General features: G+C 70.4%; 20 protein-coding genes. 13 read left to right on the forward strand and 7 right to left on the reverse strand.

Annotation, left to right across the window (positions count from 1 at the left end; all coding sequences use genetic code 11):
* Window positions 1–81 precede the first annotated feature (81 nt).
* The 4 genes from ACIHCL_RS09415 to eccE form a co-directional block, all read right to left on the reverse strand.
* Complete coding sequence (locus ACIHCL_RS09415; protein WP_399858891.1) at window positions 82–2,844, reverse strand: SCO5717 family growth-regulating ATPase; 2,763 nt, start codon at window positions 2,842–2,844, stop codon at window positions 82–84.
* 428 nt (window positions 2,845–3,272) lie between these two features.
* Window positions 3,273–3,506, reverse strand: coding sequence for a DUF397 domain-containing protein (locus tag ACIHCL_RS09420; RefSeq protein WP_399858893.1), 234 nt, complete (start codon window positions 3,504–3,506; stop codon window positions 3,273–3,275).
* Between the two features lie 84 nt (window positions 3,507–3,590).
* Window positions 3,591–4,301, reverse strand: coding sequence for a hypothetical protein (locus ACIHCL_RS09425; RefSeq protein ID WP_399858894.1), 711 nt, complete (start codon window positions 4,299–4,301; stop codon window positions 3,591–3,593).
* A complete protein-coding gene (gene eccE / locus ACIHCL_RS09430; protein ID WP_399858896.1) occupies window positions 4,298–5,638 on the reverse strand; it encodes a type VII secretion protein EccE in 1,341 nt (446 codons plus the stop codon). Before eccE ends, ACIHCL_RS09425 begins: the two co-directional genes overlap by 4 nt.
* A gap of 183 nt (window positions 5,639–5,821) precedes the next feature.
* Between eccE and eccB the strand changes: the two genes are divergently transcribed.
* The 4 genes from eccB (at window position 5,822) to ACIHCL_RS09450 (ending at window position 10,128) form a co-directional block, all read left to right on the forward strand.
* Window positions 5,822–7,354, forward strand: a complete 1,533-nt coding sequence (gene eccB / locus ACIHCL_RS09435) for a type VII secretion protein EccB (protein ID WP_399858898.1) — start codon at window positions 5,822–5,824, stop codon at window positions 7,352–7,354.
* 14 nt (window positions 7,355–7,368) lie between these two features.
* Window positions 7,369–8,625, forward strand: coding sequence for a type VII secretion-associated serine protease mycosin (mycP, locus tag ACIHCL_RS09440; RefSeq protein WP_399858900.1), 1,257 nt, complete (start codon window positions 7,369–7,371; stop codon window positions 8,623–8,625).
* A gap of 779 nt (window positions 8,626–9,404) precedes the next feature.
* Window positions 9,405–9,764, forward strand: a complete 360-nt coding sequence (locus ACIHCL_RS09445; protein WP_399858902.1) for a WXG100 family type VII secretion target — start codon at window positions 9,405–9,407, stop codon at window positions 9,762–9,764.
* A 64-nt stretch (window positions 9,765–9,828) separates the two neighbouring features.
* A complete protein-coding gene (locus tag ACIHCL_RS09450) occupies window positions 9,829–10,128 on the forward strand; it encodes a WXG100 family type VII secretion target (RefSeq protein ID WP_399858905.1) in 300 nt (99 codons plus the stop codon).
* A gap of 105 nt (window positions 10,129–10,233) precedes the next feature.
* On the opposite strand, the gene eccCa is transcribed toward ACIHCL_RS09450, so the two are convergent.
* Window positions 10,234–14,208, reverse strand: a complete 3,975-nt coding sequence (eccCa, locus tag ACIHCL_RS09455) for a type VII secretion protein EccCa (RefSeq protein WP_399858908.1) — start codon at window positions 14,206–14,208, stop codon at window positions 10,234–10,236.
* A 231-nt stretch (window positions 14,209–14,439) separates the two neighbouring features.
* On the opposite strand from eccCa, the gene eccD reads away from it, so the two are divergent.
* From eccD to ACIHCL_RS09485, 6 genes are all read left to right on the forward strand, one after another.
* Window positions 14,440–15,942: a type VII secretion integral membrane protein EccD gene (eccD, locus tag ACIHCL_RS09460; RefSeq protein ID WP_399858997.1), complete on the forward strand. Its 1,503-nt coding sequence runs from the start codon at window positions 14,440–14,442 to the stop codon at window positions 15,940–15,942.
* A gap of 203 nt (window positions 15,943–16,145) precedes the next feature.
* On the forward strand, window positions 16,146–16,433 hold the full coding sequence (gene rpsO / locus ACIHCL_RS09465; RefSeq protein WP_073791486.1) for a 30S ribosomal protein S15: 288 nt from the start codon (window positions 16,146–16,148) through the stop codon (window positions 16,431–16,433).
* Between the two features lie 331 nt (window positions 16,434–16,764).
* The gene (locus ACIHCL_RS09470; RefSeq protein ID WP_399858912.1) at window positions 16,765–18,978 is read left to right on the forward strand and encodes a polyribonucleotide nucleotidyltransferase; all 2,214 of its coding nucleotides are present in this window, start codon (window positions 16,765–16,767) and stop codon (window positions 18,976–18,978) included.
* Entirely contained in the window at window positions 18,975–20,354 is a 1,380-nt protein-coding gene (locus ACIHCL_RS09475) for a M16 family metallopeptidase (protein WP_399858914.1), read from the forward strand. The genes ACIHCL_RS09470 and ACIHCL_RS09475 overlap by 4 nt, the downstream gene beginning before the upstream one ends.
* Window positions 20,355–20,377: 23 nt before the next feature.
* Window positions 20,378–21,130 (forward strand): 4-hydroxy-tetrahydrodipicolinate reductase, encoded by a 753-nt coding sequence (gene dapB / locus ACIHCL_RS09480; protein ID WP_399858916.1) that lies wholly within the window; start codon window positions 20,378–20,380, stop codon window positions 21,128–21,130.
* Window positions 21,131–21,141: 11 nt separating this feature from the next.
* On the forward strand, window positions 21,142–21,639 hold the full coding sequence (locus ACIHCL_RS09485; protein ID WP_399858919.1) for a hypothetical protein: 498 nt from the start codon (window positions 21,142–21,144) through the stop codon (window positions 21,637–21,639).
* 74 nt (window positions 21,640–21,713) lie between these two features.
* Here ACIHCL_RS09485 and ACIHCL_RS09490 read toward each other — a convergent pair whose 3' ends face one another.
* Complete coding sequence (locus tag ACIHCL_RS09490) at window positions 21,714–22,265, reverse strand: hypothetical protein (RefSeq protein ID WP_399858921.1); 552 nt, start codon at window positions 22,263–22,265, stop codon at window positions 21,714–21,716.
* 103 nt (window positions 22,266–22,368) lie between these two features.
* On the reverse strand, window positions 22,369–22,605 hold the full coding sequence (locus tag ACIHCL_RS09495) for a hypothetical protein (RefSeq protein ID WP_399858924.1): 237 nt from the start codon (window positions 22,603–22,605) through the stop codon (window positions 22,369–22,371).
* Between the two features lie 186 nt (window positions 22,606–22,791).
* Between ACIHCL_RS09495 and thyX the strand changes: the two genes are divergently transcribed.
* From thyX to ACIHCL_RS09510, 3 genes are all read left to right on the forward strand, one after another.
* A complete protein-coding gene (thyX, locus tag ACIHCL_RS09500; RefSeq protein ID WP_399858927.1) occupies window positions 22,792–23,529 on the forward strand; it encodes an FAD-dependent thymidylate synthase in 738 nt (245 codons plus the stop codon).
* Between the two features lie 152 nt (window positions 23,530–23,681).
* Window positions 23,682–24,581, forward strand: a complete 900-nt coding sequence (dapA, locus tag ACIHCL_RS09505) for a 4-hydroxy-tetrahydrodipicolinate synthase (protein ID WP_399858929.1) — start codon at window positions 23,682–23,684, stop codon at window positions 24,579–24,581.
* 130 nt (window positions 24,582–24,711) lie between these two features.
* Window positions 24,712–26,397, forward strand: a complete 1,686-nt coding sequence (locus ACIHCL_RS09510; RefSeq protein ID WP_399858932.1) for a ribonuclease J — start codon at window positions 24,712–24,714, stop codon at window positions 26,395–26,397.
* Window positions 26,398–26,880: the final 483 nt, after the last annotated feature.

Raw genomic sequence — 26,880 nt, forward strand, 5'->3', positions numbered from 1 at the left:
GGCGTGTGGGCTGCGGTGATACGCGAAGGGCCCGCACCGTGGGGACGGTGCGGGCCCTCATTGGTCTCGACCTCTGTCGCCTTACTGCTGAGGCGCTGACGGCGGTTGCTGCGGCCAGCCGGGCGGCGGCACGGCCGCCTGCGCCGGACCGTTCTGACCAGGCTGATCGGGCACGGCGGGCGGGTTCGGCGCGGCGGGCGGCTGGTGGCCCGGCGGGGGCTGACCGACGGGGCTCGCCGGGGACTGCGCCTGGGACGGGGGCGACTGCTGCCAGCCGTGCTGCTGCATGCCGGGGCCGGGGTGCGGAGGGTACGGCTGACCGCCGGACGGCTGAGCACCATACGGCTGTTGCTGTTGCTGCTGCGGCTGGCCGTACGGCTGTTGCGGCTGCTGCGGTGCGTACTGCTGCGCGCCCGGCATCGGCGGCGCGTACTGCGGCGGGGGCGCGGAGCCGTTCCCCGTCCAGAGCCCCTGCTGCTGCTGGGCGCGCGCGAAGTCCTCGGCGACCATCGCGGAGAGCGTGAAGTACGCGTCGCGGGTCCTGGGACGCATCATGTCGAGGTCGACCTCGGCCCCGGTCGCGAGATGCTCGTCGAACGGCACGACGACGACGCCGCGGCAGCGGGTCTCGAAGTGCTGCACGATGTCCTCGACCTTGATCATCTTTCCGGTCTCACGGACCCCCGAGATGACGGTGATGGAGCGCTGGACGAGCTCCGCGTACCCGTGCGCCGAAAGCCAGTCCAGGGTGGTGGACGCGCTGGACGCGCCGTCGACCGACGGGGTCGAGATGATGATCAACTGATCGGCGAGGTCCAGCACTCCGCGCATCGCGCTGTAGAGCAGACCGGTGCCCGAGTCGGTGAGGATGATCGGGTACTGCCTGCCCAGCACGTCGAGCACGCGCCGGTAGTCCTCGTCGTTGAACGTCGTGGAGACCGCCGGGTCCACGTCGTTGGCAATGATCTCCAGACCGGAGGGCGCTTGCGAGGTGAAGCGGCGGATGTCCATGTACGAGTTGAGGTACGGGATCGCCTGGACCAGGTCGCGGATGGTGGCCCCGGTCTCCCTGCGCACCCGGCGGCCGAGCGTGCCCGCGTCCGGGTTGGCGTCGATGGCGAGGATCTTGTCCTGCCGTTCGGTCGCCAGGGTCGCGCCGAGGGCCGTGGTCGTCGTGGTCTTGCCGACGCCGCCCTTGAGGCTGATGACCGCGATCCGGTAGCAGGACAGCACCGGCGTGCGGATCAGTTCGAGCTTGCGCTGCCGCTCGGCCTCCTCCTTCTTTCCGCCCAGCTTGAAGCGGGACGCGGCGGACGGGGCGCGGCTGCTCTTCGCCTTCTGCTTGCCCCGGACCAGCCGGTCGGAGGAGAGCTCCACCGCCGCCGTGTACCCGAGCGGGGCGCCGGGCACGGAACGCTCGCGCTGGTCGTGGGTGATCGGGGACGGCCAAGCGGCCCCGGTGCGCGGGTCGACGGGCTGCGGCTGCTGTCCCTGGGCCTGCCCCGGCTGCTCCTGGCCATGCCGGTCCTGGGGCAGTTGGGCCGGCTGTTCCTGCTGCGGCGGCTGCTGGGCCGACTGGGGCTGGGCAGGCTGCTGCGGAGCGGCCTGTGCGGGCAGGGGGGCGCCCTGCTGCGCGGGCCACTGGGGCGCCGGGGATGCGTGGGGAGCCGTCTGATGCGGCAGCGGTGCCTGGGGCGGCAGCGGCGCCGGGGCAGGCAGCGGTGCCTGGGGTGCGTGAGGTGCCTGCGGCTGCTGCGGGAATCCATAACCCCCCTGCGCGGGCAACGGCTGCGCCGGTGCCCCGGGCGCGACGGGGCCGGGCTGCTGCGGGAACCCGTAACTGCCCTGCTGCGGCTGCGGTGTCTGCGGGCCGCCGGCCTGCGGGAAGCCGTAACCACCGGGGCCCTGGGCGGGCCACTGCGGCGCCGGCGGAGGCATGCCGGGCTGCGGCGCGGCGGGCTGGAAGGCGGGCGGCAGCGGCGGCAGGCCGCCCTGCGGCTGCGCGGGCGCCCAGGGGCCGGGCGGCGTGTCCTGGGGAACGGCGGCGGGCGGCGAGCCCTGGGCTGCCGCGTCCGGGGCGGCGTCCGAGGGCGCGGAGCCCTGCGGTGTCTCGGGGACGACGCCGGTGGCAGGGCCCCCGGTGCCGCCCGCGTCGTCGGGTGACGCCGCGGCAGCGGCGACGGGCTTGCTCGCACCGGTTCCCGCGCCCGTGTCGGCACCGGCGCCACCGGCCGCCTCCGCCTCCGGCGCGGAGTAGGCTCCCGCGGCGGTGCCCTCGCTCGGGCCCGTCCCGCCGGCATCCGTGTCGGCGCCCACGGAGGAACCGGAACCCGAGCCCGGACCGTCCTCCTCCGCACGCTTCGACGCCGCTTCGCGTTCGGAGATCTCCCGCTTCAACGAGGCGGGGGAGAACCGCATCGTCGCGCCGCTCTCCACGTCCCCGCGGCCGGACGGGTCCGCCGTCGAGCCCGCGTCCCCCGCCGCCGAACCCGCCTGCGGTCCCTGCGCGGCGGCTGCCGCGGCGTCATCCGCCGCGGGGCGGGCGGATTCGGCTTCCTGGGCCGGGCCCGGCGGGGGCGGCGTCGGCGACCCCGGAGCCCAGCCGTGGTCGAAATCGCTCCCGGGCGGTGGCGGGGGCACGGCGAGCGGTGCCCCGCTGGGCGGCGGAGGCGGCGCCAGATGCGTACCGGCGTCGCCCGACGAATCCCCCGAGTTCTGCGTGTACCAGGCGGGCGGGGTGTAGTCGATGGTGAACTCACCCGTCATCTCGGCGGGCTCCGCGTCGGACGACTCGTCGACGGGCTTGTTCCAGCCCTCGCGGATCCCGTCCCGATCGCCGTTCACTTTGCCTCCTGGTGTGGTCGAGCACCCTTGTGCATTGATGGGTGGGGGCGACCGTTTCCGTTCTGCCGAGCGCCCGGCTCTCCCCCTGGGACACGCATCGCCTGCCCGCAGGCTCCTCTGCCGTGCCCGGACCCACCCTAATCGTCGAGGGGCCCGCTCCGTCAGGCCGTACGGCACCGCAAGAGCTGTCCCGTACGTAACGAATGGGCCCACAAGCGGGCCGGAAACAACTCAGTGTGAAGGCTGAAACAGCCAAAGCCATACAACTGCTGACGGAATGCCGAACAGCGCGTATGCGCACCGGCCGACGCGTTCGCCGTCCCGTGCACGGCGGACGGAAACCGGAGCCGACGGGCCGGGTAGCCGCCCGGATGCGGCGAAAGGGTGGCCGCCGTGTCCGGACAGCCACCCTCTCACCTGGTCATCGCCTACTTGAGGTCGAATTCACCGTCCCGTGCGCCCAGTACGAAGGCACGCCACTCGGCCTCCGTGTACCGCAGAACGGTCCCCGGGTCCAGCGAGGAGCGCATGGCCACCGCGCCGCCCGGCAGATGCGCGATCTCGACCCGCTCCTCGGCGGTCTCGGTTCCCGGCGCGCACAGCCACTCGACCCCCGAGATGTCGAGCGCGTAGAGTTCTTCCTTCTCCTGCTGGGTGCCCATGTCGGCGTCCCTTCGATCGAACCGTGTTGTTCCCCGGCCATACTGTCCGCAAGCGGCGGACCCGGGGGCGCGAACCCGACGTATTCAGTCCATCCGGCGAGCCGTGCCCAGCAGTCCGCTCTCGACCTCCGTCGCACTGGTCATCACCCAGTGGCGTTCACGGCCGCCGACCCAGAGCGTCACACCGTTCGCCAGGGTGGGCAGGGCCTCGCTCTCGGCCTGGGTGAGGCCCAGGATCCGCCCGATCTGCTCCGCCTCCGCGGGCGAGACCTGCTGGATGCCGACGAGCGTCGACGACCGCATCAACCGAGGTGCCACGGGGCTGAGGTAGGGCAGCAACGTCAACACCGACTGCCACGGCGAGGACACCACCCGGCCACGGGGCGGTCGCATACCGCAGTCCCGCACCACCACCACCGGGCTGCCCACGGTCGCGCCGGTCGGCGGAACCCGGCCCACGTCGTGGAGCGAGACGCACTCCAGGCCGGCACCCGCGGCCTGCGCCAAGGTGGTCCATGCCTGGGGGCGTCCGGTCTCGACCGCCACCCGCGCCCCCGTGGCCGCCGCACGCAGCGCCAGCACCTGCGCGGTCCACAGACCGCCGATCAACAGGACGTCGTACGGCACCGGGCGGTGGAACCCGATGACTTGCGCACGCCCCTCGGAGTCGGTGCCGATGATCACGCCGTCGTCACCGACCGGCAGCGAGAGCGCGCCCAGGTGCTCGGCGGCCAGGGTGTGCCCCGCATGGCGCGGACCACGCAGTCCCCGCCTCGGCTCGGTGCGATGCCTCACCGTGCGCCTCCCAACGGGAGCGTCGCCAGCACGCCCGGCAACTGCTCGCGGTCCAACCGCAGCAGACGCACCTTGGCGTGCCGTGCGGCCTGCTCCAACGTCCTGCGCACCCTGACCAGTTCGGTATCCGAGCCACCGGTGACGCGAATGTGGCCGGACACGGACACATCGCCCCGGTAGTCGCCCCGGCGCACCGTCAGGCTGAAGGTCGTCGCGTACGCGGGGACCGAGGTCAACAACGAGACGAGACGGGGCAGCGGAGTCGCCCCCCGGCCCAACTCGGGCCAGTGGTCCACCGCATAGACGGTGTGCCAGCGGTCGTCGCACCGCCAGACCCGCGCCGTCTCCGACGTCCTCCGCCGCGGCGCGGCATCCGGGCGTCCGGCGCGGGCCGAGAGGATGGGGTCGGCACACGCGGATGTCGCCATGGCGGAGTGCAACTCCTCCTGGTCCAGCACCGTGGCGCGGAATCCGGCGCCCGTGATCCTGCTCGCCACATGGTCCGCGGCCCGGACCAGACAGCGCTGAGCGCCGCCCACTCCGCCTCCGCGCGCCTCGATGGCGTCCCGGCACAGTTCGGGGTTCAGCTTCAGAGCCACCCAGGTCAGACGCAGCGCGGGCGCCCCGGTCTGCTCCTGGAGCGGCGTGTAGGAGAGCCGTGCCGCCGCCTGCTGCGGCAGATGCTGCGCGGGAGCGGGACGCACCTGCTGCACGAGCTGCGCGGACTCCAGCACGATGTCGTCCATCGAAAGGGCATCGCCCAGCAGGGACAGCGGGAGCGCTCGCGCCCCCTGCGCCGGCCGGAGCGATTCACCACTGGTCTCGACCCGTACGACCGCGGTCAGGAACGTGCCGTCCCCGACCATGCCCACCGTGCGGCGGTTCCGGTCGACGTGGATGTACGGAGCGAAGCCCGGCACGTTCTCCGCCACCGGCGCGAGCTGCGGCTCCGCGTCCGCGGCGACGGCCCTGGCCCCGCGCCGGCGACCACGCAGGAAGAGCGCCGTCGAGAGCCAGTCCTGCACGGCGTGGCCGCGACGGCGCACCAGGGCGAGAAGCACGAGCGGGCAGGCGCCCGCGATCGCGGGCACCAACCAGAAACCACCGAGCACGGCGCCCACCGCGACGATCACCAAGGCCGCTTCGATGAGTACCAGGCGCCGCAGCACGGGACCGGTGCGCCCGGTCCGCGACATCGACCGCAGGGTCGTCGCCGCGGGAGCGTTCACCGATGAGGCGGCTGCCGGCCCCTCCGGCTCACCACCACGTTGCCGACGGGAAGAGCTGGACGCTCGATGGGTGGACCGTCCCGGCCGCTCGCGCGTCATCGCCCCCATCGCTTTTTTTGCCCCCTCGTATCCCTGTTTGCCGTTTCTCTTCACGGGTGTTGACCGGTCGATCACCCTACCTGAGCAGCGACGGTCGAATGCCAACAGGCATAGTAGGGAGCCCGATCGACGACGGTGGCAAGGGCGTGTGTGGGAGCCTGGTCGCCCACTGGGGAAAGAGGCAGCGGACAGATGGCATCGAGGCGGGACGAACTCAACGCCTACACCTTCGCGAAGCGGAGGCTGATCGCACAGTTCCTGCAACCCAGCCCGAGTGGTTCGGAAGAGGGTGCGCCCCGCCCCCTGCGCGCGGTGGTGCCCGGGACGATCGTCGGCGTTGTGATCCTCGCGGCGTTCGGAGCCTGGGGGATGTTCAAACCGGTGGCCCCCCAGAAGTGGGACACCCCCTACGAGAACGTCATCATCGCCAGCAAGTCCACCACGCGCTACGTGGTGTTGAAGACCGACGGAAAGGTACAGCTGCACCCGGTGCTGAACATGTCCAGCGCCAAGCTCCTCCTCGCCCCGGACAAGGGCAAGGTCATCAACGTCGACGAATCGGTCCTCGACAGCGGCAAGATCCCGCACGGCGCCACCCTCGGCATCCCGTACGCGCCGGACCGGCTGCCCGAAGGGGCGGAAGCCGGCTCGAAGAAGCGATGGGCCGTCTGCGAGCGGCCCGGTGAGGGCGGCAGAGCCATCCAGAGGGCGGCATTCGTCCTCGCGGAGCGCGAGTGGGAGAAGACCGACGGCGAGGGACGGCTGCACGGCGGCGAGCTGATGTACGTCGAGGGGCCGGGGCCGGACCGCACCCGCTACATCGTGGACGCGGGCGGCACGGCGTACCAGGTGAAGAAGGACGAACTGCTGCTGCGCACCCTGATCGGCGACGGCCGCGCACCCCAGCGGGTCTCCGCCGCGTGGCTGGACACCCTGCACATCGGGGACGCGGTCGACTTCCCGACCGTTCCCGGAGTGCCCGGCAGCGACGCGGGCGTCGCGGGGAAGCTGGAGCCCGGGGTGAACAAGGTGGGCATGGTCCTCGCGGCGACAGCCGGCACCAGGACCCAGCGCTACGTGGTCCTGCCCGACCGGGTCGCTCCGGTATCGGACTTCGTCGCGAAGCTGCTGCTCAGCAGCCGGGCCCTGGTGGGGCTCGGCCAGGACGGCAAGGAGAGGTCCGTCAGCGCCGGGGCGTTCGAGCCCGGTGAGGCGTTCTGGCAGGAGAAGGACTGGCCCACGAGCGAGCCGGTGCCGGTCAACTCCGCGAGCGCCGCGGCCGGAAGCCGCAACACCGTGTGCAACGTCCTGCGCGGCGTCTCCAAGAAGGACGGGGCCAGCACGCTCAGCACATGGGCGGGCGGAGAGTTCCCCGCGACGCTGCCCACCGGCTCCAGCAGCGCCTATGTGACCCCCGGTTCCGGCCAGCTCTTCCGGCAGTTCAAGGGGGCCGGGGTCGACTCCGGCCCGCTCTTCCTGGTCACCGACACCGGGCTGCGCTACGCCATGCAGTCCAACGGCGACAGCGTGCGGGACGACTCCGGCATCGGTGAATCGGGCTCGAAGGAGGAGAAGGCCCAGCGCCTGCAGGAGGCGCAGCAGGCGCAGAACCGGCTCGGGTACAAGGACGTCGAGCCCGCGCCCGTTCCGGCGGCCTGGTCCTCGTTCCTGCCCACCGGACCGCGCCTGTCGACCGCCGCGGCCCGTCAGCCGCAGGGTTCCTGAAGGAGCGCGCCCGTATGCCGAACCACCACGCCGCCCGCCGGCGCCCGCTGACGGCCGCGGCCGCCACCGCCGTCCTCCTCGCCGCGCTGCCGGTACCGTCCGCGGCCGCGGACGACTCCACCCAGTGCACCTATCCCTCGAAGAAGTACGCGGGCCGCCCCTGGTCCCTGCAGCGCGTTCTGATGGACGAGTTGTGGAAGCAGTCCAGGGGCAAGGGGGTCCGGGTGGCCGTCATCGATACCGGTGTGGACGTCGGACATCCTCAGCTCAAGGGGGCCGTGGACGTCGGCGGCGGCCGCAACTTCCTGCCGAAGGACCTCAAGGACGAGCACGGGAACAAGATCGCGCGCGGTAAGGAGAACGGCACCACGGACACGGTCGGCCACGGCACCAAGGTCGCCGGGATCATCGCCGCGCGCGAGGCCGAGGGCACCGGTTTCACGGGCCTGGCCCCGGAGGCGACGATCATTCCGATCCAGCAGAACGACGCCGAGGGCAACGGAACGGCCGAGACGCTGGCCGCCTCCATCCGCTACGCGGCCGATGTCGCCCAGGCGAACGTGATCAACATCTCCCAGGACACGGCCAACGCGGTGAAGCCCGCGGAGGTGCTGAAGCAGGCGGTGGACGCCGCCCTGGCCAAGGAGATCGTGATCGTCGCCTCCGCCGGCAACGACGGGCTGGACGGCAACGTCAAGGAGACCTACCCGGCCTCGTACGACGGCGTCCTGGCCGTGGCCTCGTCGGACCGCAACAACGAGCGGGCGGCCTTCTCCCAGTCCGGCGAGTTCGTGGGCGTGGCCGCTCCCGGGGTGGACATGATCACAACGGTGCCGGGCGGCGGTCACTGCGCCGACAACGGCACCAGCTTCTCGGCTCCGTACGTCTCGGGGGTCGCCGCCCTCATCAAGGCCAAGCACCCGGGATGGACGCGGCAACAGATCGTCGCCCAGATACAGCAGACCGCGGAACGCTCGGTCGCGGGCCACGACCGGCTGGTGGGCTGGGGTGTCGTCGACCCCGTGCGAGCCCTGACGGAGGACGACAAACCCATCGAACGCCCGGTGGCGGCTGAGGGGGTGAGCAAGGGCCGGGCGCCGGAACCGGCCGAACTCGCCCTCGGCGAGACGGCGGACGAACGCAACGCGCGCCTGGCGACGTATGTGGTGGCGGGCGGGGCGGTACTGGTCGCCGCGATAGCCGGAGCCGCCGTCGCGTTGCGCGACTCCCGGCGGCGATCCGGGAGTGCGGCAGGGCCGGGGCGCGCCTGACAGCCGTCGCGCGAGTGAAGGCGGCGAGGAAGTCACATGCGGCACAAGTGAGTTGGTCCACCCGTAGCCGGTGGATAGAGTGATGCGGTGGGGCCGGACCCGTTCACGCGGTGCGATAGCAACGAACAGCGGTCTGGGCGAACGGGGAAACGGGGGAGGGCGGCCGTGGCCGATCCGGGTGACGGGAGAGATGCGGGCGGTCTCCGGCGTCGTGTCGGCGCGTTGGAGAAGTCCGGGGGCGCGTCGACATGGTGTCGGCGACGCCCGGGGGTTCGGCCGCCGCGCCCCCGAAGCGGAGCGGCGATGACCTGGGGTGCGTTGCGGCCGTGAAGGTTGAGAAGGACCGTCGGAAGACCATCGGCCGGATCGACCGGCTCCGCGTGCGACCCGGTCACGGTCTCATCCGTCCCGCGATGGACCTCCTCAAGGGCAAGGGCGGCCCCGGCGACCCGGGCGCCGGCCTCCTCACCGAGGGAAGGCGCCCAGCTCATCGACCTCTCCCACCTCGTCCGCATCAGCTTCGTCACAGCCCGCCGAGAACGAGGAGGCCGACGGCACCGTCGTGGCAGGCTCCTGCCAGGAGAAGGACGACGGCGGTCGACCGGGCCTGATCCTCGGCGGAGCGGCAGCGGTCACCGCACTCGGCGGCGGGGCCTTCGCCTTGGCCCGTAGAGCCCCGCCCTGTCCGGCCGGCCGCACGCTTCACCCGAACCCACCGGCGAGATCTCCGGCGAGTGATGCCGGATCCGACAAGAGCACCAGAAAGGAAGGCCGAGAACATGGCCGATCAGAAACTCTCGGATGCCGCTCTCCTCAAGCTGGAGGGCGAGCTCTCCACGCGCTTCGACTCCGTGAAGGGCCAGTTGAAGACGTTGCAGGGGACGATCGACAGCCTGGAAGGCGCCTGGAGGGGAATCGGTGCCGGCGCCTTCAACACGAAGCAGGAACAGATCAACCGGAGGATGGTCAGCATCGCCCGTCGGCTCCTCAGGTACCAGGAGGCCATCAAGGCGGCCCGCACCATTTCGGGCAACACCGAGGACGAGATCCGGCAGGCTCTCCTGGGCGTCGACGTGGTCAGCGGCTACTCGGGCGACACGGCCGCGACGGCCAAGACCTCGAACCTCAACGACTTCTGACCCAGTCGCGCGGCCGCACCGCGCACGAGCCCTTCGAACCAAGCCCAGATAACGGGAGGACCGCATGTCGAACAACGACGGCACGATGGTTGTCACTTACGCCAGCCTCGATCTCGCGGCCGGTGCCATTGACCGACAGAGCAAGCAGCTCCAGGAGGACCTCGAGTCCATCAAGCGGATGATCGCCAACGTGTCCGAGCTCTGGGTGGGCGAGGCTAAGAGCGCCTACGACGACGCTCAGCGCGGATGGGACGAGGACGCCCGCGCGATCCAGGCCGCTCTGAGCGAGATCTCTCGCAAGGTGCGCGATGCCGGCACCGCCTACCAGGCGGGGGACAAGCGGGCGCGGGCCAACTTCGAGTAGGCCGGCGGAAATCAGGTCGGGGTGGGCACACACGGGAGGTGCCCACCCCGACCTGTTTTCCGGACGCCGGGCCCGACACGGCGCCGTGCCGGGCCCTCTGCCCCGCTACCGCTCCTGGGCCATGAGCCCGGACTGCACCAGCGGGTTCCCCCGCCGCCGTGTGACGAAGATCCCCCGCCCCGGAGGCATCGGGCGCGGTCGCACGTTGCCGAGGACGTCCCCCTCGTTGGGGTCGCCCGAGAGCATCAGGCCCTGCGCGCCCAGCTCCAGGATGCGCTGCATGAACGACTCGTACACGGCACGTCCGACCCCCGCCGTGCTCCGGGCGATGATGAAGCGGACGCCGACGTCACGGGAGAACGGCAGCAGCTCCGTGAGGCCGGCCAGCGGGTTCCCACTGGACGTGGAGACCAGGTCGTAGTCGTCGACGACCACGTACACCGTCGGGCCGCTCCACCAACTGCGCTCGCGCAACTCCCGCGCCGTGACGTCGGGCGACGGCGTACGGCGCTTCATGAGGTTGTACAGCGCGTCCACGTGGTGCTCCATGTTGTTGGACATGGGAACGTACTCCGCCAGGTGCGTCGGCGGGGTGACGTCCAGGAGCGCTCGCCGGTTGTCGATGACGAAGAACTTGCAGGTGCTCCCGTCGTACCGCTCGCTCAGCTGCTTGATGAGCAGTCGCAGCAGGTTGGACTTGCCGGACTCGCTCTCGCCGAACACCAGGAAGAACGGGTCGCGCTCGAAGTCGAGGAAGACCGGCTCCAGGTTGTTCTCGTCGATACCGAACGCGATGCCCCGCTCCGGATGCGCGTGGCCCGCGGGCAGTTCGTGCACCGGGAGCTGGCGGGGCAGGAGCCGGACGGCCGGGGCGGGAGCCGCAGTCCAGTGCCGGGCGACCTCCTGGTTCATGGCCGCCGTCGCCTCGGAGAGGTCGCTGTCGGAGTTGATGCCGTCGATCCGCGGTACCGCCGCCATGAAGTGCAGCTTTTCCGGAGTGAGGCCACGACCGGGCACACCGGCGGGCACGTTGACCGCGGCCTTGCGGTCCAGCTCGGAGTCCATGACGTCACCGAGCCGCAGTTCGAGCCGGTTCATCAGGTGGTCCTTGAGGTTGGCCCGCACCTCCATGGAACGCGACGCCGTGACGACCAGGTGGATGCCGTACCCGAGGCCGCGAGCAGCGATGTCCAGCACCGCCGGCTCCAGACCCTCGTAGTCCGAACGGAAGTTGCCCCAGCCGTCGATGACCAGGAACACGTCGCCCCACGGCTGGTCCGCCACCGAGATCTCGCCGCGCGCCCGCAGCCTGCGGAAGGTGGCGATGGAGTCGATGCCCGCGCTGCGGAAGTACTCCTCGCGCCGCGTCAGGATCCCGTACACCTCGGAAACCGTGCGCCGCACCCGCTCCGGGTCGAGCCGGGAGGCGATTCCGCCGACGTGCGGCAGACCGGAGACCGACGCCATGCCGCCACCACCGAAGTCGAGCCCGTAGAACTGGACCTCCTGCGGCGTGTGCGTCAGCGCGAAGCCCGCGATGAGGGTGCGCAGCAGCGTGGACTTGCCGGACTGCGGACCGCCGGTGATCTGCATGTGGCCCGCCGCGCCGGAGAAGTCCCGGTAGAGCGTGTCACGCCGCTGCTCGTACGGCTTGTCGACCACGCCGAGCGGTACGACGAGGCGGCCCGAACCCTCGAATCCGGGCTGGGTCAGACCCCGGCCCTCGACCGCGGAGAGCCCCGGCAGGAGTTCGTCCAGCGTCGGCGGGTTGTCCAGCGGAGGGAGCCACACCTGATGCGCGGCGGCACCCCGGCCCTCCAGCCGGCGCACGATCACGTCGAGCACCGTGTCCGCCAGCGCGTCGTCCTCGGACGCGGCCGCCTCCGGTGAGGGCGCCGCGGTCCGCGCGGCCGGCCGCACGTACCGCACCGGCACCGGGGCCGCCGAGAACACCACCGGTGCGCGGTCGACCGGCAGAGGACCGGGGGACGCGGCCGCCTGGGGACCGGATCGGTACACCCCGGAGACGTACGCGGCCTTGAACCGCACCATCTCGTCCGTGCCGTACTTCAGATAGCCGGATCCGGGGACGTTGGGCAGGTGGTAGGCGTCGGGCACGCCCAGTGCCGCGCGGGACTCGCTCTCCGAGAACGTGCGCAGACCGACCCGGTAGGACAGGTAGGTCTCCAGACCGCGCAGCCGGCCCTCCTCCAGGCGCTGCGAGGCCAGCAGCAAGTGGACGCCCAGGGAACGGCCGATGCGCCCGATCTGCACGAACATCTCGATGAAGTCGGGCTTGGCGGTGAGCAGTTCACTGAACTCGTCGATGACCAGGACGAGGGACGGAATCGGCTGCAGCGGGGCGCCTGCCGCGCGCGCCTTCTCGTAGTCGTGGATGTTGGCGTAGTTGCCCGCGTCGCGCAGCATCTCCTGCCGGCGGTTGAGTTCACCGCTGATGGAGTCACCCATGCGGTCCACCAGCGTCAGATCGTCCGCGAGGTTGGTGATCACCGCGGCGACATGGGGCATCTGCGCCATGCCGGCGAAGGTGGCACCGCCCTTGAAGTCCGCGAGAACGAAGTTCAGCGTCTCCGAGGTGTGGGTGACGGCGAGGCCGAGGACCAGCGTGCGCAACAGCTCGGACTTCCCGGAACCGGTGGCACCGACGCACAGTCCGTGCGGCCCCATGCCCTCCTGGGCCGCTTCCTTGAGGTCCAGCATCACGGGGCCGCCGTTCTCGCCGACGCCGATCGGGACCCGCAGCCGCTCCGCCTGGGAGCGGGACCGCCAGGTCCTGCCGACATCGATCGAGGCCGCGTCACCGAGGTTCAGCAGATCGGTGAACTCAAGGTTGGCGAGCAGCGGTTCGTCGTCGTCCCCGCCCGACGCCACCCGGAGCGGCGCCAGTTGGCGCGCCAGTGCTTCGGCGGCCTCCTGGCCGAGCAGGTCGGGAAGGCCGTCGTAGACCAGACCGTGCCCGGACTCCAGCCGCAGTGCATGGGGGCGGACCACGATCGACAGGCCGCCGCGCGCTCCGTTCACCTCACCCGGTACCACCTCGACGACCGTCACGCCCTGGAGGCCCTCCGCCGCGGCGAGAGCCGACACCGGCGATACGGACGGGCCGTCCAGCAGGACGACGATATGGGGCTGGTCCATGAGCGGCTGGCCATCGGGCTGGAAGCGCGGCCGCCCGTCGAGCCGGCCCGCGAGCATCTCCTCCAGCTCCGCGACATCGGTGGTGATCAGGCGGCGGCTTCCGGCACCGTCGACGAGGCTTGGCGCCTGGACGTGCGGAAGCCACTTCGCCCATTCCCAGTGCGGAGCGGCGTCCTCGGTCGTCGCGAGCGCGATGACCAGGTCCTCGGGGGAGTGCAGTGAGGCCAGCGAACAGAGCATCGCCCGGGCCGTGGAGCGGACGGACTCCGCCTCGCCGCTGACGGTCAGGTGGTAGAAGGCCCGCAGCGAGATCGCCATCGGAAGGCCGTCCACCGAGCCGTGGGCGTTCAGGAACTGCTGCATCGCCCCGGCGGTCAACGGCTCCAACTCGTCGACCGGTGCGGTCTCGGGCGCGACGAGGGGCGTGGCGAGTTCCTGGGTGCCCAGACCGACGCGTACCTGCGCGAAGTCGGCGTCGCCGACGCGGCGCTCCCAGACCCGGCTGCCCTCGGCGACGAGCGCCCACAACTGCTCGGGGGACGGGTGGAGATAGAACTGCGCGTCGCGCTGCTCGTGGGCCGTCCGGAGAACGGCGCGTCTGGTCTGCGTGAGGTATTTGAGATAGTCCCGCCGCATGTCGGCGAGCTGCCCCTGGGCGCCCCGCCGGAAGCGGACGACCATCGCGATGGTCATGGCGACCGTCGATGCGATCATGATGACGCCCATGATCCGCATGACCGGGTTCGGCGTCATGAAGAAGAAGACGACGGAACCGCCCATGCCGAGCATCGGCAGCAGTTGCATCATCACCCCCTCCTGCTGACCGCGAGGAAGCTCGGGCGGAGGTTGCAACTGCACCTGCTCGTCCGGCACTTCCGAAGGCAGTACCCGCGGTGGGCGCTTGACGACGATCTGACTCACGGATCACCAATTCCCTTGACGGACAGAGCTGTTCGTATCGGCGCCCCCGTGGCGACGGACTCCATCCGCGGCAGGATCCTACTGGCGTACCGATCACCCAGGAGCGATAAGGTGTCGCGATGCGCGTGAGCATCCGCCGACTACCGCAAGGAAACGGTCATTCGGGGCGCGAGCGAGGCCCGCGGCCCCGGGGCGGATCAGTTCGATGACGAGGGGGAGCAGCAGGTGACCATGACGGCCCAGACGGCGGCCACCGGACAGGGCCGGACGGGCCCCGGAGTTCCGGCCGGCAAAGGAACCGGATTCTGCCGGGTCACGGTCGTCGCGCCCGACAGCCGCGTCGACGTGGCGCTGCCCGAGGACATGCCCGTAGCCGATCTCTACCCGGAGATCCTCCGGCTGTCGGGACAGAGCCCCGCTCCGGGCGCCCCGGTCGGCTATCACCTGGTGCGCCGCGACGGCACCGTCCTCGACGGCGGGCGCACCCTGATCGGCCAGCGCGTCCTCGACGGCGAACTGCTGTCCCTGCGGCCCTTCTCCGAGTCGCTCCCCCCTGCGGTCTTCGACGATGTCTCGGACGCCGTCGCCACCGCCGTGGTCCGGGACCGCGCGCTCTGGGGGGACGGCCTCATGCGCGGGGCCGGACTCTTCGGCGGGTCGCTCCTGCTGGTCCTGCTCGGTTTCGTGCTGTGGGCCTCCGCTCCCCGCCACGACACGCACGGCCTGCCGGGCATCCTGGCCGCCGTCGTCGGCGTGCTCTCCCTCGCGCTCGCCTGCGTACGCGCGCGGGTGTACGACGACCGGGGATCGGCCATGGCCCTGGGCATCGGCGCGCTGGCGAACGCCGCAGTCGCCGGTGCCGGGCTGCTGCCGCCCGGCGGGGGACAGGGCGTCGGCAGGCTCCAGTTCCTGCTCGCCTGCGCCGCCGTCCTGGTGGTGTCGGTCATTCTCATGATCGCCGCCCCGAGCGGGGACGGCCCCTTCGTCGCGTTCGTGTTCGCCGCCGCCATCGGCCTGCTGGTGACCTTCGTCGAGATCCTGACAGGGATGGAATCGGTCGAGGCGGCCGCGGTGTGCGCCCCGCTCTCCGTGGGGGTGCTCGCCTTCCTGCCGGGGCTCTCCACCCGTTTCGCGCGCCTCCCGATCGGCTTTGAACCGCCCCGCACCACCGTCGGTGACTACGGGGCGTCCGAACCGGAACCGCAGGGCCCGGTCGACGCCGACCGCATCGCCGTCCAGGCGCGACGCGGCCACGAACTGCTCGTCGGTCTGGTCGGCGGATGCGCGCTGGTGGCCGTGGGCGCCTCGACCCTCCTGGGATTCTCGGACAACGGCTGGGGCCAGTTGCTGGCGCTCGCCACCGGGATCGCCATGCTGATGCGGTCCCATCTGTTCCGCTACACCGCCCAGGTCGGTTGCGTCCTGGCGGCGGGACTCGGCTCACTGGTGCTCCTGGGGGTCGGTCTGGCCCTCAATCCGCCGACCGCCGTGCTGCGCGAGGCCCTTGCCGGCGACGGCACCGCGCTCGACATCCGCACGATCTGGCTCGCCGCCGCCGTCGCGGGTGCCGCCGCCCTGGTCATCGCCATCGGGCTGATCGTGCCGCGCAAGGGCGTCACCCCCTTCTGGGGGCGCTTTCTGGAGATCGCCGAAGCGTGTGTGCTGCTGACGCTGATGCCCCTGTGCCTCGCCGTCTTCGACCTCTACCACTCGATCCGCTCGCTCACCGGCTGACCCCCGCCGGACCCGCGGCCGTCACCGGCGTGCGTCCCCCGCACGGGGGACTGGTACGCTGTGTGACGGCCGTTTGTGTACGCGCTCCCGGATCATCCTGGGGGCAGCGCCCATCGGACCCTCGCCCCCGAGTAACGGAAGCCCCCCTGAGACCAGACCAGGGGCACTCGCGGGCGCATCGAACACCCAATGAGGAGTACCGCGTGTCGCTCGACGCCGCCACGAAGAAGCAGATCATGGCCGAGTTCGCCACCAAGGAGGGTGACACCGGTTCCCCCGAGGTCCAGGTCGCGATGCTCTCCCGCCGCATCTCGGACCTGACGGAGCACCTCAAGACCCACAAGCACGACCACCACTCCCGCCGTGGTCTGCTGATCCTCGTCGGCCAGCGCCGCCGCCTGCTGCAGTACCTGGCCAAGAAGGACATCCAGCGCTTCCGTGCGCTGGTCGACCGCCTCGGCATCCGCCGCGGCGCGGCCGGCGCCAAGTAAGACGCCGTGAAGGGAGCGGTTCCCGCCACCGAGGGGGCCGCTCCCTTCGCCGTACGCACATCTGTACGCACAGTATCCGTGCGGGTCGCAGCGGGCCGATCCGTGCGACCGGAATGCCAAGCCGACCCGGATCTCAGTAACCTGGTCGCAGAAACATCCCGTGGACGAGCGAGAAGCGGACTCCCCGCCGCCGGTCCTCGGTAGTGGCCCCCGGCCCAACGACCGGGTGCTTCGATCGAAGACCGGCCCGTCGAAGGAGCGCTTCTCCGCAACCGCCCACCGCCACACGGGCGCGTGGGCGAAAAGACGATATGTATCGGAGAGAACGCTAGTGGAGAACGAGACCCACTACGCCGAGGCCGTCATCGACAACGGCACCTTCGGCACCCGTACCATCCGCTTCGAGACGGGCCGCCTGGCCAAGCAGGCCGCCGGCTCCGCCGTGGCGTACCTGGACGACGACACCATGGTGCTGTCGGCCACCACCGCCTCCAAGAAGCCCAAGGACCAGCTCGACTTCTTCCCCCTGACGGTGGACGTCGAGGAGCGGCAGTACGCCGCCGGCAAGATCCCCGGCTCCTTCTTCCGCCGCGAGGGCCGTCCCTCCGAGGACGCCATCCTCACCTGCCGTCTGATCGACCGCCCGCTGCGCCCCTCCTTCAAGAAGGGCCTGCGCAACGAGGTCCAGATCGTCGAGACGATCATGGCCCTCAACCCCGACCACCTGTACGACGTGGTCGCGATCAACGCCGCCTCCTGCTCCACGCAGCTGGCCGGCCTGCCCTTCTCCGGCCCGGTCGGCGGCACCCGCGTCGCCCTGATCCGGGGCCAGTGGGTCGCCTTCCCGACGCACACCGAGCTGGAGGAGGCCGTCTTCGACATGGTCGTCGCCGGCCGCGTCCTTGAGGACGGCGACGTCGCGATCATGATGGTCGAGGCCGAGGCCACCGAGAAGACCATCCAGCTCGTCAAGGACGGCGCCGAGGCCCCGACCGAGGAGGTCGTCGCCGCCGGTCTCGAGGCCGCGAAGCCGTTCATCAAGGTCCTGTGCAAGGCCCAGTCGGACCTCGCCGCCAAGGCCGCCAAGCCCACCGGCGAATTCCCGGTCTTCCTGGACTACGAGGACGACGTCTACGCGGCCCTCGCCGACTCCGTGACCGCCGAGCTGGCCCAGGCGCTCACCGTCGCGGGCAAGCAGGACCGCGAGGCCGAGCTGGACCGCGTCAAGGAGCTCGCCGCCGAGAAGCTCCTCCCGGCCTTCGAGGGCCGCGAGAAGGAGGTCTCCGCCGCGTACCGCGCGCTGACCAAGAAGCTGGTCCGCGAGCGCATCATCAAGGACAAGGTCCGCATCGACGGCCGCGGCGTCACGGACATCCGTACGCTCGCCGCCGAGGTCGAGGCCATCCCGCGGGTGCACGGTTCGGCCCTGTTCGAGCGCGGCGAGACCCAGATCCTGGGCGTCACCACCCTCAACATGCTGCGCATGGAGCAGCAGCTGGACACCCTCTCCCCGGTGACCCGCAAGCGCTACATGCACAACTACAACTTCCCGCCGTACTCGGTCGGCGAGACCGGCCGCGTGGGCTCGCCCAAGCGCCGCGAGATCGGCCACGGCGCCCTCGCCGAGCGCGCCATCGTGCCGGTGCTGCCGTCGCGCGAGGAGTTCCCGTACGCGATCCGCCAGGTCTCCGAGGCGCTGGGCTCCAACGGCTCGACGTCCATGGGCTCGGTCTGCGCCTCCACCATGTCGCTGCTGAACGCCGGTGTGCCCCTCAAGGCCGCCGTCGCCGGTATCGCCATGGGCCTGATCTCCCAGGAGATCGACGGCAAGACCCACTACGTCGCCCTCACCGACATCCTCGGTGCGGAGGACGCCTTCGGCGACATGGACTTCAAGGTCGCCGGGACGAGGCAGTTCGTCACCGCGCTCCAGCTCGACACCAAGCTCGACGGCATTCCCGCCTCGGTCCTGGCCGCCGCGCTGAAGCAGGCCCGCGACGCCCGCCTCCACATCCTCGACGTGATGAACGAGGCCATCGACGTCCCGGACGAGATGTCCCCGAACGCCCCGCGGATCATCACCGTCAAGATCCCGGTGGACAAGATCGGCGAGGTCATCGGCCCCAAGGGCAAGATGATCAACCAGATCCAGGAGGACACCGGCGCCGACATCACGATCGAGGACGACGGCACGATCTACATCGGTGCCGCCGACGGACCGGCCGCCGAGGCCGCCCGCGCCACGATCAACTCGATCGCCAACCCGACCATGCCGGAGGTCGGTGAGCGCTACCTGGGCACGGTCGTGAAGACCACCACCTTCGGAGCGTTCGTCTCCCTCATGCCCGGCAAGGACGGTCTGCTGCACATCTCGCAGATCCGCAAGCTCGCCGGCGGCAAGCGTGTGGAGAACGTCGAGGACGTGCTCGGCGTCGGGAGCAAGGTCCAGGTCGAGATCGCCGAGATCGACTCGCGCGGCAAGCTGTCCCTCGTCCCCGTGATCGAGGGCGAGGACGACGACAAGAAGGACGACGCCGACAAGTGACGGCCCGTAGCTCAGCGACGACGGCCCGTGCCTCCTCGAAGGCGCGGGCCGTCGCCCGTACCCAAACGCTTCTCAAGGGGACCGACGGCACCGGCACGGTCCGGCGCACCGTCCTCCCCGGTGGTCTGCGCGTCGTCACCGAGACCCTGCCCACCGTCCGCTCCGCCACTTTCGGGATCTGGGCCGGCGTCGGTTCCCGCGACGAGACCCCCACCCTGAACGGCGCGACGCACTACCTCGAACATCTCCTGTTCAAGGGCACGGCCCGGCGCAGCGCCCTCGACATCTCCGCCGCGATCGAGGCGGTCGGCGGCGAGATGAACGCCTTCACGGCGAAGGAGTACACCTGCTACTACGCGCGGGTCCTCGACACCGACCTGCCGCTGGCCATCGACGTCGTCTGCGACATGCTGACCGGCTCGCTGATCACCCCCGAGGACGTCGATGCCGAGCGCGGCGTCATCCTTGAGGAGATCGCCATGACGGAGGACGACCCGGGCGACTGCGTGCACGACCTGTTCGCGCACACGCTGCTCGGCGACACCCCGCTCGGCCGCCCGGTCCTCGGTACCGTCGACACCGTCAACGCGCTCGACCGCGACCGGATCGTCCGCTTCTACAAGAGGCACTACGACCCCACCCGGCTGGTCGTCGCCGCCGCGGGCAACGTCGACCACGCCACGGTCGTACGCCACGTCCGCAAGGCGTTCGAACGCGCCGGTGCCCTGTCCCGCACCGATGCCGTGCCCGTGGGCCCGCGCGCCGGTTCCCGCGCCCTGCGCACCGCGGGCCGGGTCGAGCTGCTCGACCGCAGGACGGAGCAGGCCCACGTCGTCCTCGGCATGCCCGGTCTGTCCCGCGCCGACGAACGCCGCTGGGCCCTGGGAGTCCTCAGCGCCGCGCTCGGCGGCGGCATGAGCTCGCGTCTCTTCCAGGAGGTGCGGGAGAAGCGCGGCCTCGCCTACAGCGTCTACTCGTACACCTCCGGCTTTGCCGACTGCGGGCTGTTCGGCGTCTACGCGGGCTGCCGGCCCGGCCAGGTCCACGACGTCCTCAAGATCTGCCGCGACGAGTTGGACCGGGTAGCGTCCGAGGGGCTGAGCGACGAGGAGGTCGGTCGGGCGATCGGGCAGCTCTCCGGCTCCACGGTCCTCGGCCTGGAGGACACCGGAGCGCTGATGAACCGCATAGGCAAGAGCGAACTGTGCTGGGGCCACCAGATGTCGGTCGACGACATGCTGGCCCGGATGGCCCGGGTCACCCCCGATGACGTCCGCGCGGTCGCGGGCGAGGTCCTCGGACACCGCCCCTCGCTCTCCGTCATCGGCCCGCTCAAGGACAAGCAGGCCGACCGCCTCGAAGAAGCGGTCTCCTAACCACCTGTAAGGAAGCAGAGCACATGAGCAAGCTGCGCGTGGCCGTTCTCGGCGCCAAGGGCCGCATCGGGTCCGAGGCGGTACGAGCCGTCGAGGCCGCCGACGACATGGAGCTGGTGGCGGCCCTGGGCCGCGGCGACAGGCTGGAGACCCTCGTGGACTCCGGCGCCCAGGTCGCCGTCGAACTCACCACCCCCGCGTCGGTGATGGGCAACCTCGACTTCTGCGTACGGCACGGCATCCACGCCGTCGTCGGCACGACGGGCTGGACCGACGAACGGCTCGCGCGGCTGGAGACCGGGCTGGCCGCCTCCCCGGAGACCGGGGTGCTCATCGCGCCGAACTTCTCCATCGGCGCCGTCCTCACGATGCGGTTCGCGCAGCAGGCCGCCCGCTACTTCGAGTCCGTCGAGGTGGTGGAGCTGCACCACCCGGGCAAGGCCGACGCGCCCTCGGGGACGGCGACCCGCACCGCCCAGCTGATCGCCGAGGCCCGGCGCAAGGCCGGCCTGGCCCCGCAGCCGGACGCCACCGTCACGGCCCTGGACGGCGCGCGCGGCGCGGACGTCGACGGGGTACCGGTGCACGCGGTCCGGCTCCGCGGCCTCCTCGCCCATCAGGAGGTGCTGCTCGGCGGCGAGGGCGAGACGCTCACGATCCGGCACGACTCCCTGCACCACAGCAGCTTCATGCCGGGCATCCTGCTCGGCGTGCGCCGCGTGGTGGCCGCTCCCGGGCTCACGTTCGGCCTGGAACACTTCCTCGACCTGGACTGACCGGGCCCGCCATGCGCGCAAAGATCACGTATTTCGTCACCGCCGCCGTCCTGGTCTTCTACTTCGTCCTGGTCGGCAGCCGTGGCGTCCTGCTCATCAAGCACGGGACCCCGCTGACGGTGGTCTTCGGGGTCGCGGTGCTGATCCTGCCGGTGATCGGGGCCTGGTTCCTCTGGAAGAACACCCAGTTCGTGGCGCGAGCCAACGCGCTGGCGGCGGAACTCGACGCTGAGGGCGGCCTGCCCGTCGACGAGCTGGTCCGCACCCCCTCCGGCCGTATCGACCGCGACTCGGCCGACGAGGTGTTCGCCCGGCGCCGCGCGGAGACCGAGGATTCTCCGGACGACTGGCGCTGCTGGTTCCGGCTGGCCGTCGCCTATCAGGACGCGAGGGACACCCCCAGGGCCCGGAAGGCCATGCAGCGTGCCATCGCCCTGCACGCGTCGGTGGCGTCCTCCGGGTCCGGCAAGGGGGCGGAGCGCGCCGGTTCCCGCTCCTCCGGCCTCTGAGCGGGCTTCTCGAACGGGCAGGGGCCCGGCAGCCGCCGTCCACGGCTTCCGGGCCCCTGCGGCGATCGGCCGCCTCAGCCCCGCCGGTACTCGTCCGCCCACACCTCGACCGTGTCGGCGGCACGGTCGAACGCCTCGGGCCGCGAGAGGAAGTCCGCGTTGTTGTCGGTGAGCAGCAGCTCCATGTTCTCGCCGCTCCGGCCGACGACGACCAGCGCCTGGCCCTGCACCGTGCGCGGGAACCCGAGCCACCGCACCGGCTGCTGCACCGTGCGGACCGCCGATACCTGGCCCCAGGGCAGGGTCGTCGTCGAGAGGAAGCCCACCCGGCGCACCCCGTGGCGGCTCACCCAGGCGCCCATCCGAAGCATCCGCAGGGCGCTGGCGATGATCGCGGCGGCCAGCCCCAGGCACACGGCCGCACCGGGCAAGGCCCCGGCGAACGCGGTGATCATCCCCGCGAGAAGGACGAACGACGCGAGCAGCAGCAGCCCGGCCGCGGCCCCGACCCGCCAGGGTCCGGGGCGGTACGGGCGTCGCCAGCCGTCGTGGTCGTCGAACGGCAGCGCTACGTCCTCGGCGTCCGCGTCAAACGCGCGGTCGGCCGTCAGGAAGGGCAGGGGCACGACTGATCCTCACTCACAAGCACGCTCGATTGCTGTGCCCGGTGAGGCTACCGAGGAGATCACCGGCGCGACCACCCCAGGGGGCGGTCCGGGGAGGCGGCGCTCAGTGGCCGTCCGCGGCCTCGGTCTGCTGGGGGTGTGATGCGCTCTGCGGACTCAGCGCCGGGATGCCGAGCACCAGGGACCCCACGAGCCCTGCGACGACCGTGAGCCCGACGAGCGAGCGGGCGGCCAGCTGGGAGGCGCTGGCACGTTCCCGCGGGGGCGGCGTGACGTTGCTGCGGAACTGGTCGGCCTCGGCCACGAACGCGAACGGGACGGACTCACGCCGGCGGAACATGGCGAAGATCTCCTTGAACTCTCTGGTTACTGCTGTTATTGAGACAGACGCACGAACGGCCCGTTTGGTGCCCCGAATCGCCGAATACGTCGAAGAAGTCCTCCGGCGGGCCTTCCCGGCCGCGTTGTCGGTGGCGGCCCGTAGAGTGGGCGCCGCCCGAGCGACGCGATTGGAAGGACCCCGCCGGTGACCGACACCCCCGAGCCCGCAAAGCCCAGTTTCCGCAGCGATGTCACGGTCGAGCTGGTGAAACACAGCGCGGGCGACGCCGACGTCCTGTTCGCGGCGCGCGTCTCCACGGCCGGTGAGCAGTCTCTGGAGGAGGTCACGAAGGACCCCGAGCGCTCCAAGGGGCTCATCAACTTCCTGATGCGCGACCGCCACGGCAGCCCGTTCGAGCACAACTCGATGACCTTCTTCATCAGCGCCCCGATCTTCGTGTTCCGCGAGTTCATGCGTCACCGCGTGGGCTGGTCGTACAACGAGGAATCGGGTCGCTACCGCGAGCTGGAGCCGGTCTTCTACGTCCCGGACGAGTCCCGCAAGCTCGTCCAGCAGGGTCGTCCCGGCAAGTACGAGTTCGTCGAGGGCACGCAGGCCCAGCACGAGCTCACCGGCCGGGTCATGGAGGACTCCTACCGCCATGCGTACGAGGCGTACCAGGAGATGCTCGCCGCCGGGGTGGCCCGCGAGGTCGCCCGCTCGGTGCTCCCCGTCGGCCTGTACTCCTCGATGTACGCCACGTGCAACGCCCGTTCGCTGATGCACTTCCTCGGCCTGCGCACCCAGCACGAACTGGCGAAGGTGCCGTCCTTCCCCCAGCGGGAGATCGAGATGGTGGGCCAGCGGATGGAGGAGCACTGGGCCCGGCTCATGCCGCTCACCCATGCAGCCTTCAACAAAAACGGACGCGTTGCCCCGTAAGCGGTGTCCATATTGCGGCGTTTCGTGAAGTTCATCTAGGCTGATCAAACGGACCCGGCACTGCTTGAACCCCCGAGCAGGCAGTGTCGGGCTCCTATGGTGTGTGCCCCCGAGGGGTCCGCAGGCCCTAAGCAGCGAGTAGCGTGTTACCCATGGCTCCGATCTCCACTCCGCAGACCCCCTTCGGGCGGGTCCTCACCGCCATGGTCACGCCCTTCACGGCGGACGGCGCACTCGACCTCGACGGCGCCCAGCGGCTCGCCACCCATCTGGTGGACGCAGGCAACGACGGCCTGATCATCAACGGCACCACCGGCGAGTCCCCGACCACCAGCGACGCGGAGAAAGACCAGCTCGTCAGGGCGGTACTGGAAGCGGTGGGGGACCGGGCCCACGTCGTCGCCGGCATCGGCACCAACGACACCCGGCACAGCGTCGAACTCGCCCGCACAGCGGAGCGCTCCGGTGCGCATGGCTTGCTCGCGGTCACGCCGTACTACAACAAGCCCCCGCAGGAGGGCCTCTTCCGCCACTTCTCGGCCATCGCGGACGCCACCGAACTGCCGGTGATGCTCTACGACATCCCCGGCCGCAGCGGTGTGCCCATCGAGACGGAGACGCTGGTCCGGCTCTCCGAGCATCCGCGCATCGTCGCCAACAAGGACGCCAAGGGCGACCTCGGCCGCGCGAGTTGGGCCATCTCCCGGTCCGGTCTCGCCTGGTACTCCGGCGACGACATGCTCAACCTGCCGCTCCTCTCCGTCGGCGCCGTCGGCTTCGTCTCCGTCGTCGGCCACATCGTCACCCCCGAGCTGCGCGCCCTCATCGAGGCGTACCTCGGCGGCGACGTCCAGAAGGCCACGGAGATCCACCAGAAGCTCCTGCCGGTCTTCACCGGAATGTTCCGCACCCAGGGTGTGATCACTACCAAGGCCGCCCTGGCGCTCCAGGGTCTTCCCGCGGGCCCGCTGCGCCTCCCCCTGGTCGAACTCACCGCCCAGGAGACGGCACAGCTCGAGATCGACCTCGCCGCCGGCGGGGTAGAGCTGTGACCACGGACTTCACAACTGAATAAAAGAAGAAAAATCTTCGACAGCGACACGACGGACAACAGCAAGTGCACGAATGACATGTGCGCCACGTGCCCAAGCGGCACGTGGCGCGCGTGGTAAGGAGAGTCTTTTGAGTCATCCGCACCCTGAACTCGGCGCTCCGCCGAAGCTGCCCAAGGGCGGCCTCCGCGTCACCCCGCTCGGTGGCCTGGGCGAGATCGGCCGGAACATGACGGTCTTCGAGTACGACGGCCGTCTGCTCATCGTCGACTGCGGTGTTCTCTTCCCCGAGGAGGAGCAGCCCGGAGTCGATCTGATCCTGCCCGACTTCACCACGATCCGGGACCGCCTCGACGACGTCGAAGGCATCATCCTCACGCACGGGCACGAGGACCACATCGGTGGTGTCCCGTATCTGCTGCGTCTGAAGCCGGACATCCCGCTCATCGGTTCCAAGCTGACCCTCGCGCTGATCGAGGCGAAGCTCCAGGAGCACCGCATCCGCCCGTACACCCTTGAGGTTGAGGAGGGCAAGCGCGAGCGCGTCGGTGTCTTCGACTGCGAGTTCATCGCGGTCAACCACTCCATCCCGGACGCCCTCGCGGTCGCCATCCGCACTCCCGCGGGCATGGTCGTCGCGACCGGCGACTTCAAGATGGACCAGCTCCCGCTGGACGGCCGGCTCACCGACCTGCACGCGTTCGCCCGGCTGAGCGAGGAGGGCATCGACCTTCTGCTCTCGGACTCGACCAACGCGGAGGTGCCCGGTTTCGTACCGCCGGAGCGGGACATCTCCAACGTCCTGCGCACGGTCTTCGCCAACGCCCACAAGCGCATCATCGTGGCGAGCTTCGCCAGCCACGTCCACCGCATCCAGCAGATCCTGGACGCGGCCCACGAGTACGGCCGCAGGGTCGCCTTCGTCGGGCGCTCGATGGTGCGCAACATGGGCATCGCCCGCGATCTCGGCTATCTGAAGGTCCCCGCGGGCCTGGTGGTCGATGTCAAGACGCTCGACGACCTCCCCGACGACGAGGTGGTGCTGGTCTGCACGGGTTCCCAGGGCGAGCCGATGGCCGCGCTGTCCCGCATGGCCAACCGTGACCACCAGATCCGGATCGTCCAGGGCGACACCGTGATCCTGGCGTCGTCGCTGATCCCGGGCAACGAGAACGCGGTCTACCGCGTGATCAACGGCCTGAGCCGCTGGGGTGCCAATGTGGTCCACAAGGGCAATGCCAAGGTCCACGTCTCCGGGCACGCCTCGGCCGGCGAGCTGCTGTACTTCTACAACATCTGCCGGCCGAAGAACCTGATGCCGGTGCACGGCGAGTGGCGCCATCTGCGGGCCAACGCCGAACTCGGCGCCCTCACCGGTGTACCCAAGGACCACATCGTCATCGCGGAGGACGGTGTCGTCGTCGACCTCGTCGACGGCAGGGCCAAGATCGCCGGCAAGGTCCAGGCAGGTTACGTGTACGTCGACGGCCTCTCCGTCGGTGATGTCACCGAGACCTCCCTCAAGGACCGCCGCATCCTCGGCGAGGAGGGCATCATCTCGGTCTTCGTCGTCGTCGACAGCACCACCGGCAAGATCACGGGCGGCCCCCACATCCAGGCCCGCGGATCCGGCATCGACGACTCCGCCTTCGACGCCGTCATCCCGAAGGTCGAGGACGCGCTCAACAAGTCCGCGCAGGACGGGGTGGTGGAGCCGCATCAGCTCCAGCAGCTCATCCGCCGCTCGGTGGGCAAGTGGGTCTCGGACACCTACCGTCGGCGCCCGATGATCCTCCCCGTCGTCGTCGAGGTCTGACCCCGGCGCACGCGTCGGTCCGGAGCGGGGTGCCCCGATTTGCATCGGGGCACCCCGCTCCAGTACGTTTACGGCTCCGCCCGACCGCGCAGCGCCGCCGCGAGCACTTGTGCCCGCGGTCCCGCAGCGGGGCGGAATTCCGACTCAGAGCCTCTGATAAAGTCGGGCTGCCGAAAGGCGAAGGCATTCCAACGGCCACCGGAATTGGAATTCGAACCGGAAACGGAACGGAAAAAGAATCTGGTACGGTTGGGCTCGACGGAAAGGGAAACGCGAAAGCGTGGATCTGGAAGTCGAGTGAAAATTCTTCTGCTTCGCAGGGGGCCCGTTTCGACCGGGAATCGGACGCGAAAGAGTCTGATAGAGTCGGAAACGCAAGACCGAAGGGAAAAGCCCGGAGGAAAGCCTGGACCGGATGGTCGGGGTGAGTACGAAGGAAGCGTCCGTTCCTTGAGAACTCAACAGCGTGCCAAAAGTCAACGC

Origin of the sequence: Streptomyces sp. NPDC052042 (assembly GCF_044548345.1) — a bacterium.
Taxonomy (GTDB): domain Bacteria; phylum Actinomycetota; class Actinomycetes; order Streptomycetales; family Streptomycetaceae; genus Streptomyces.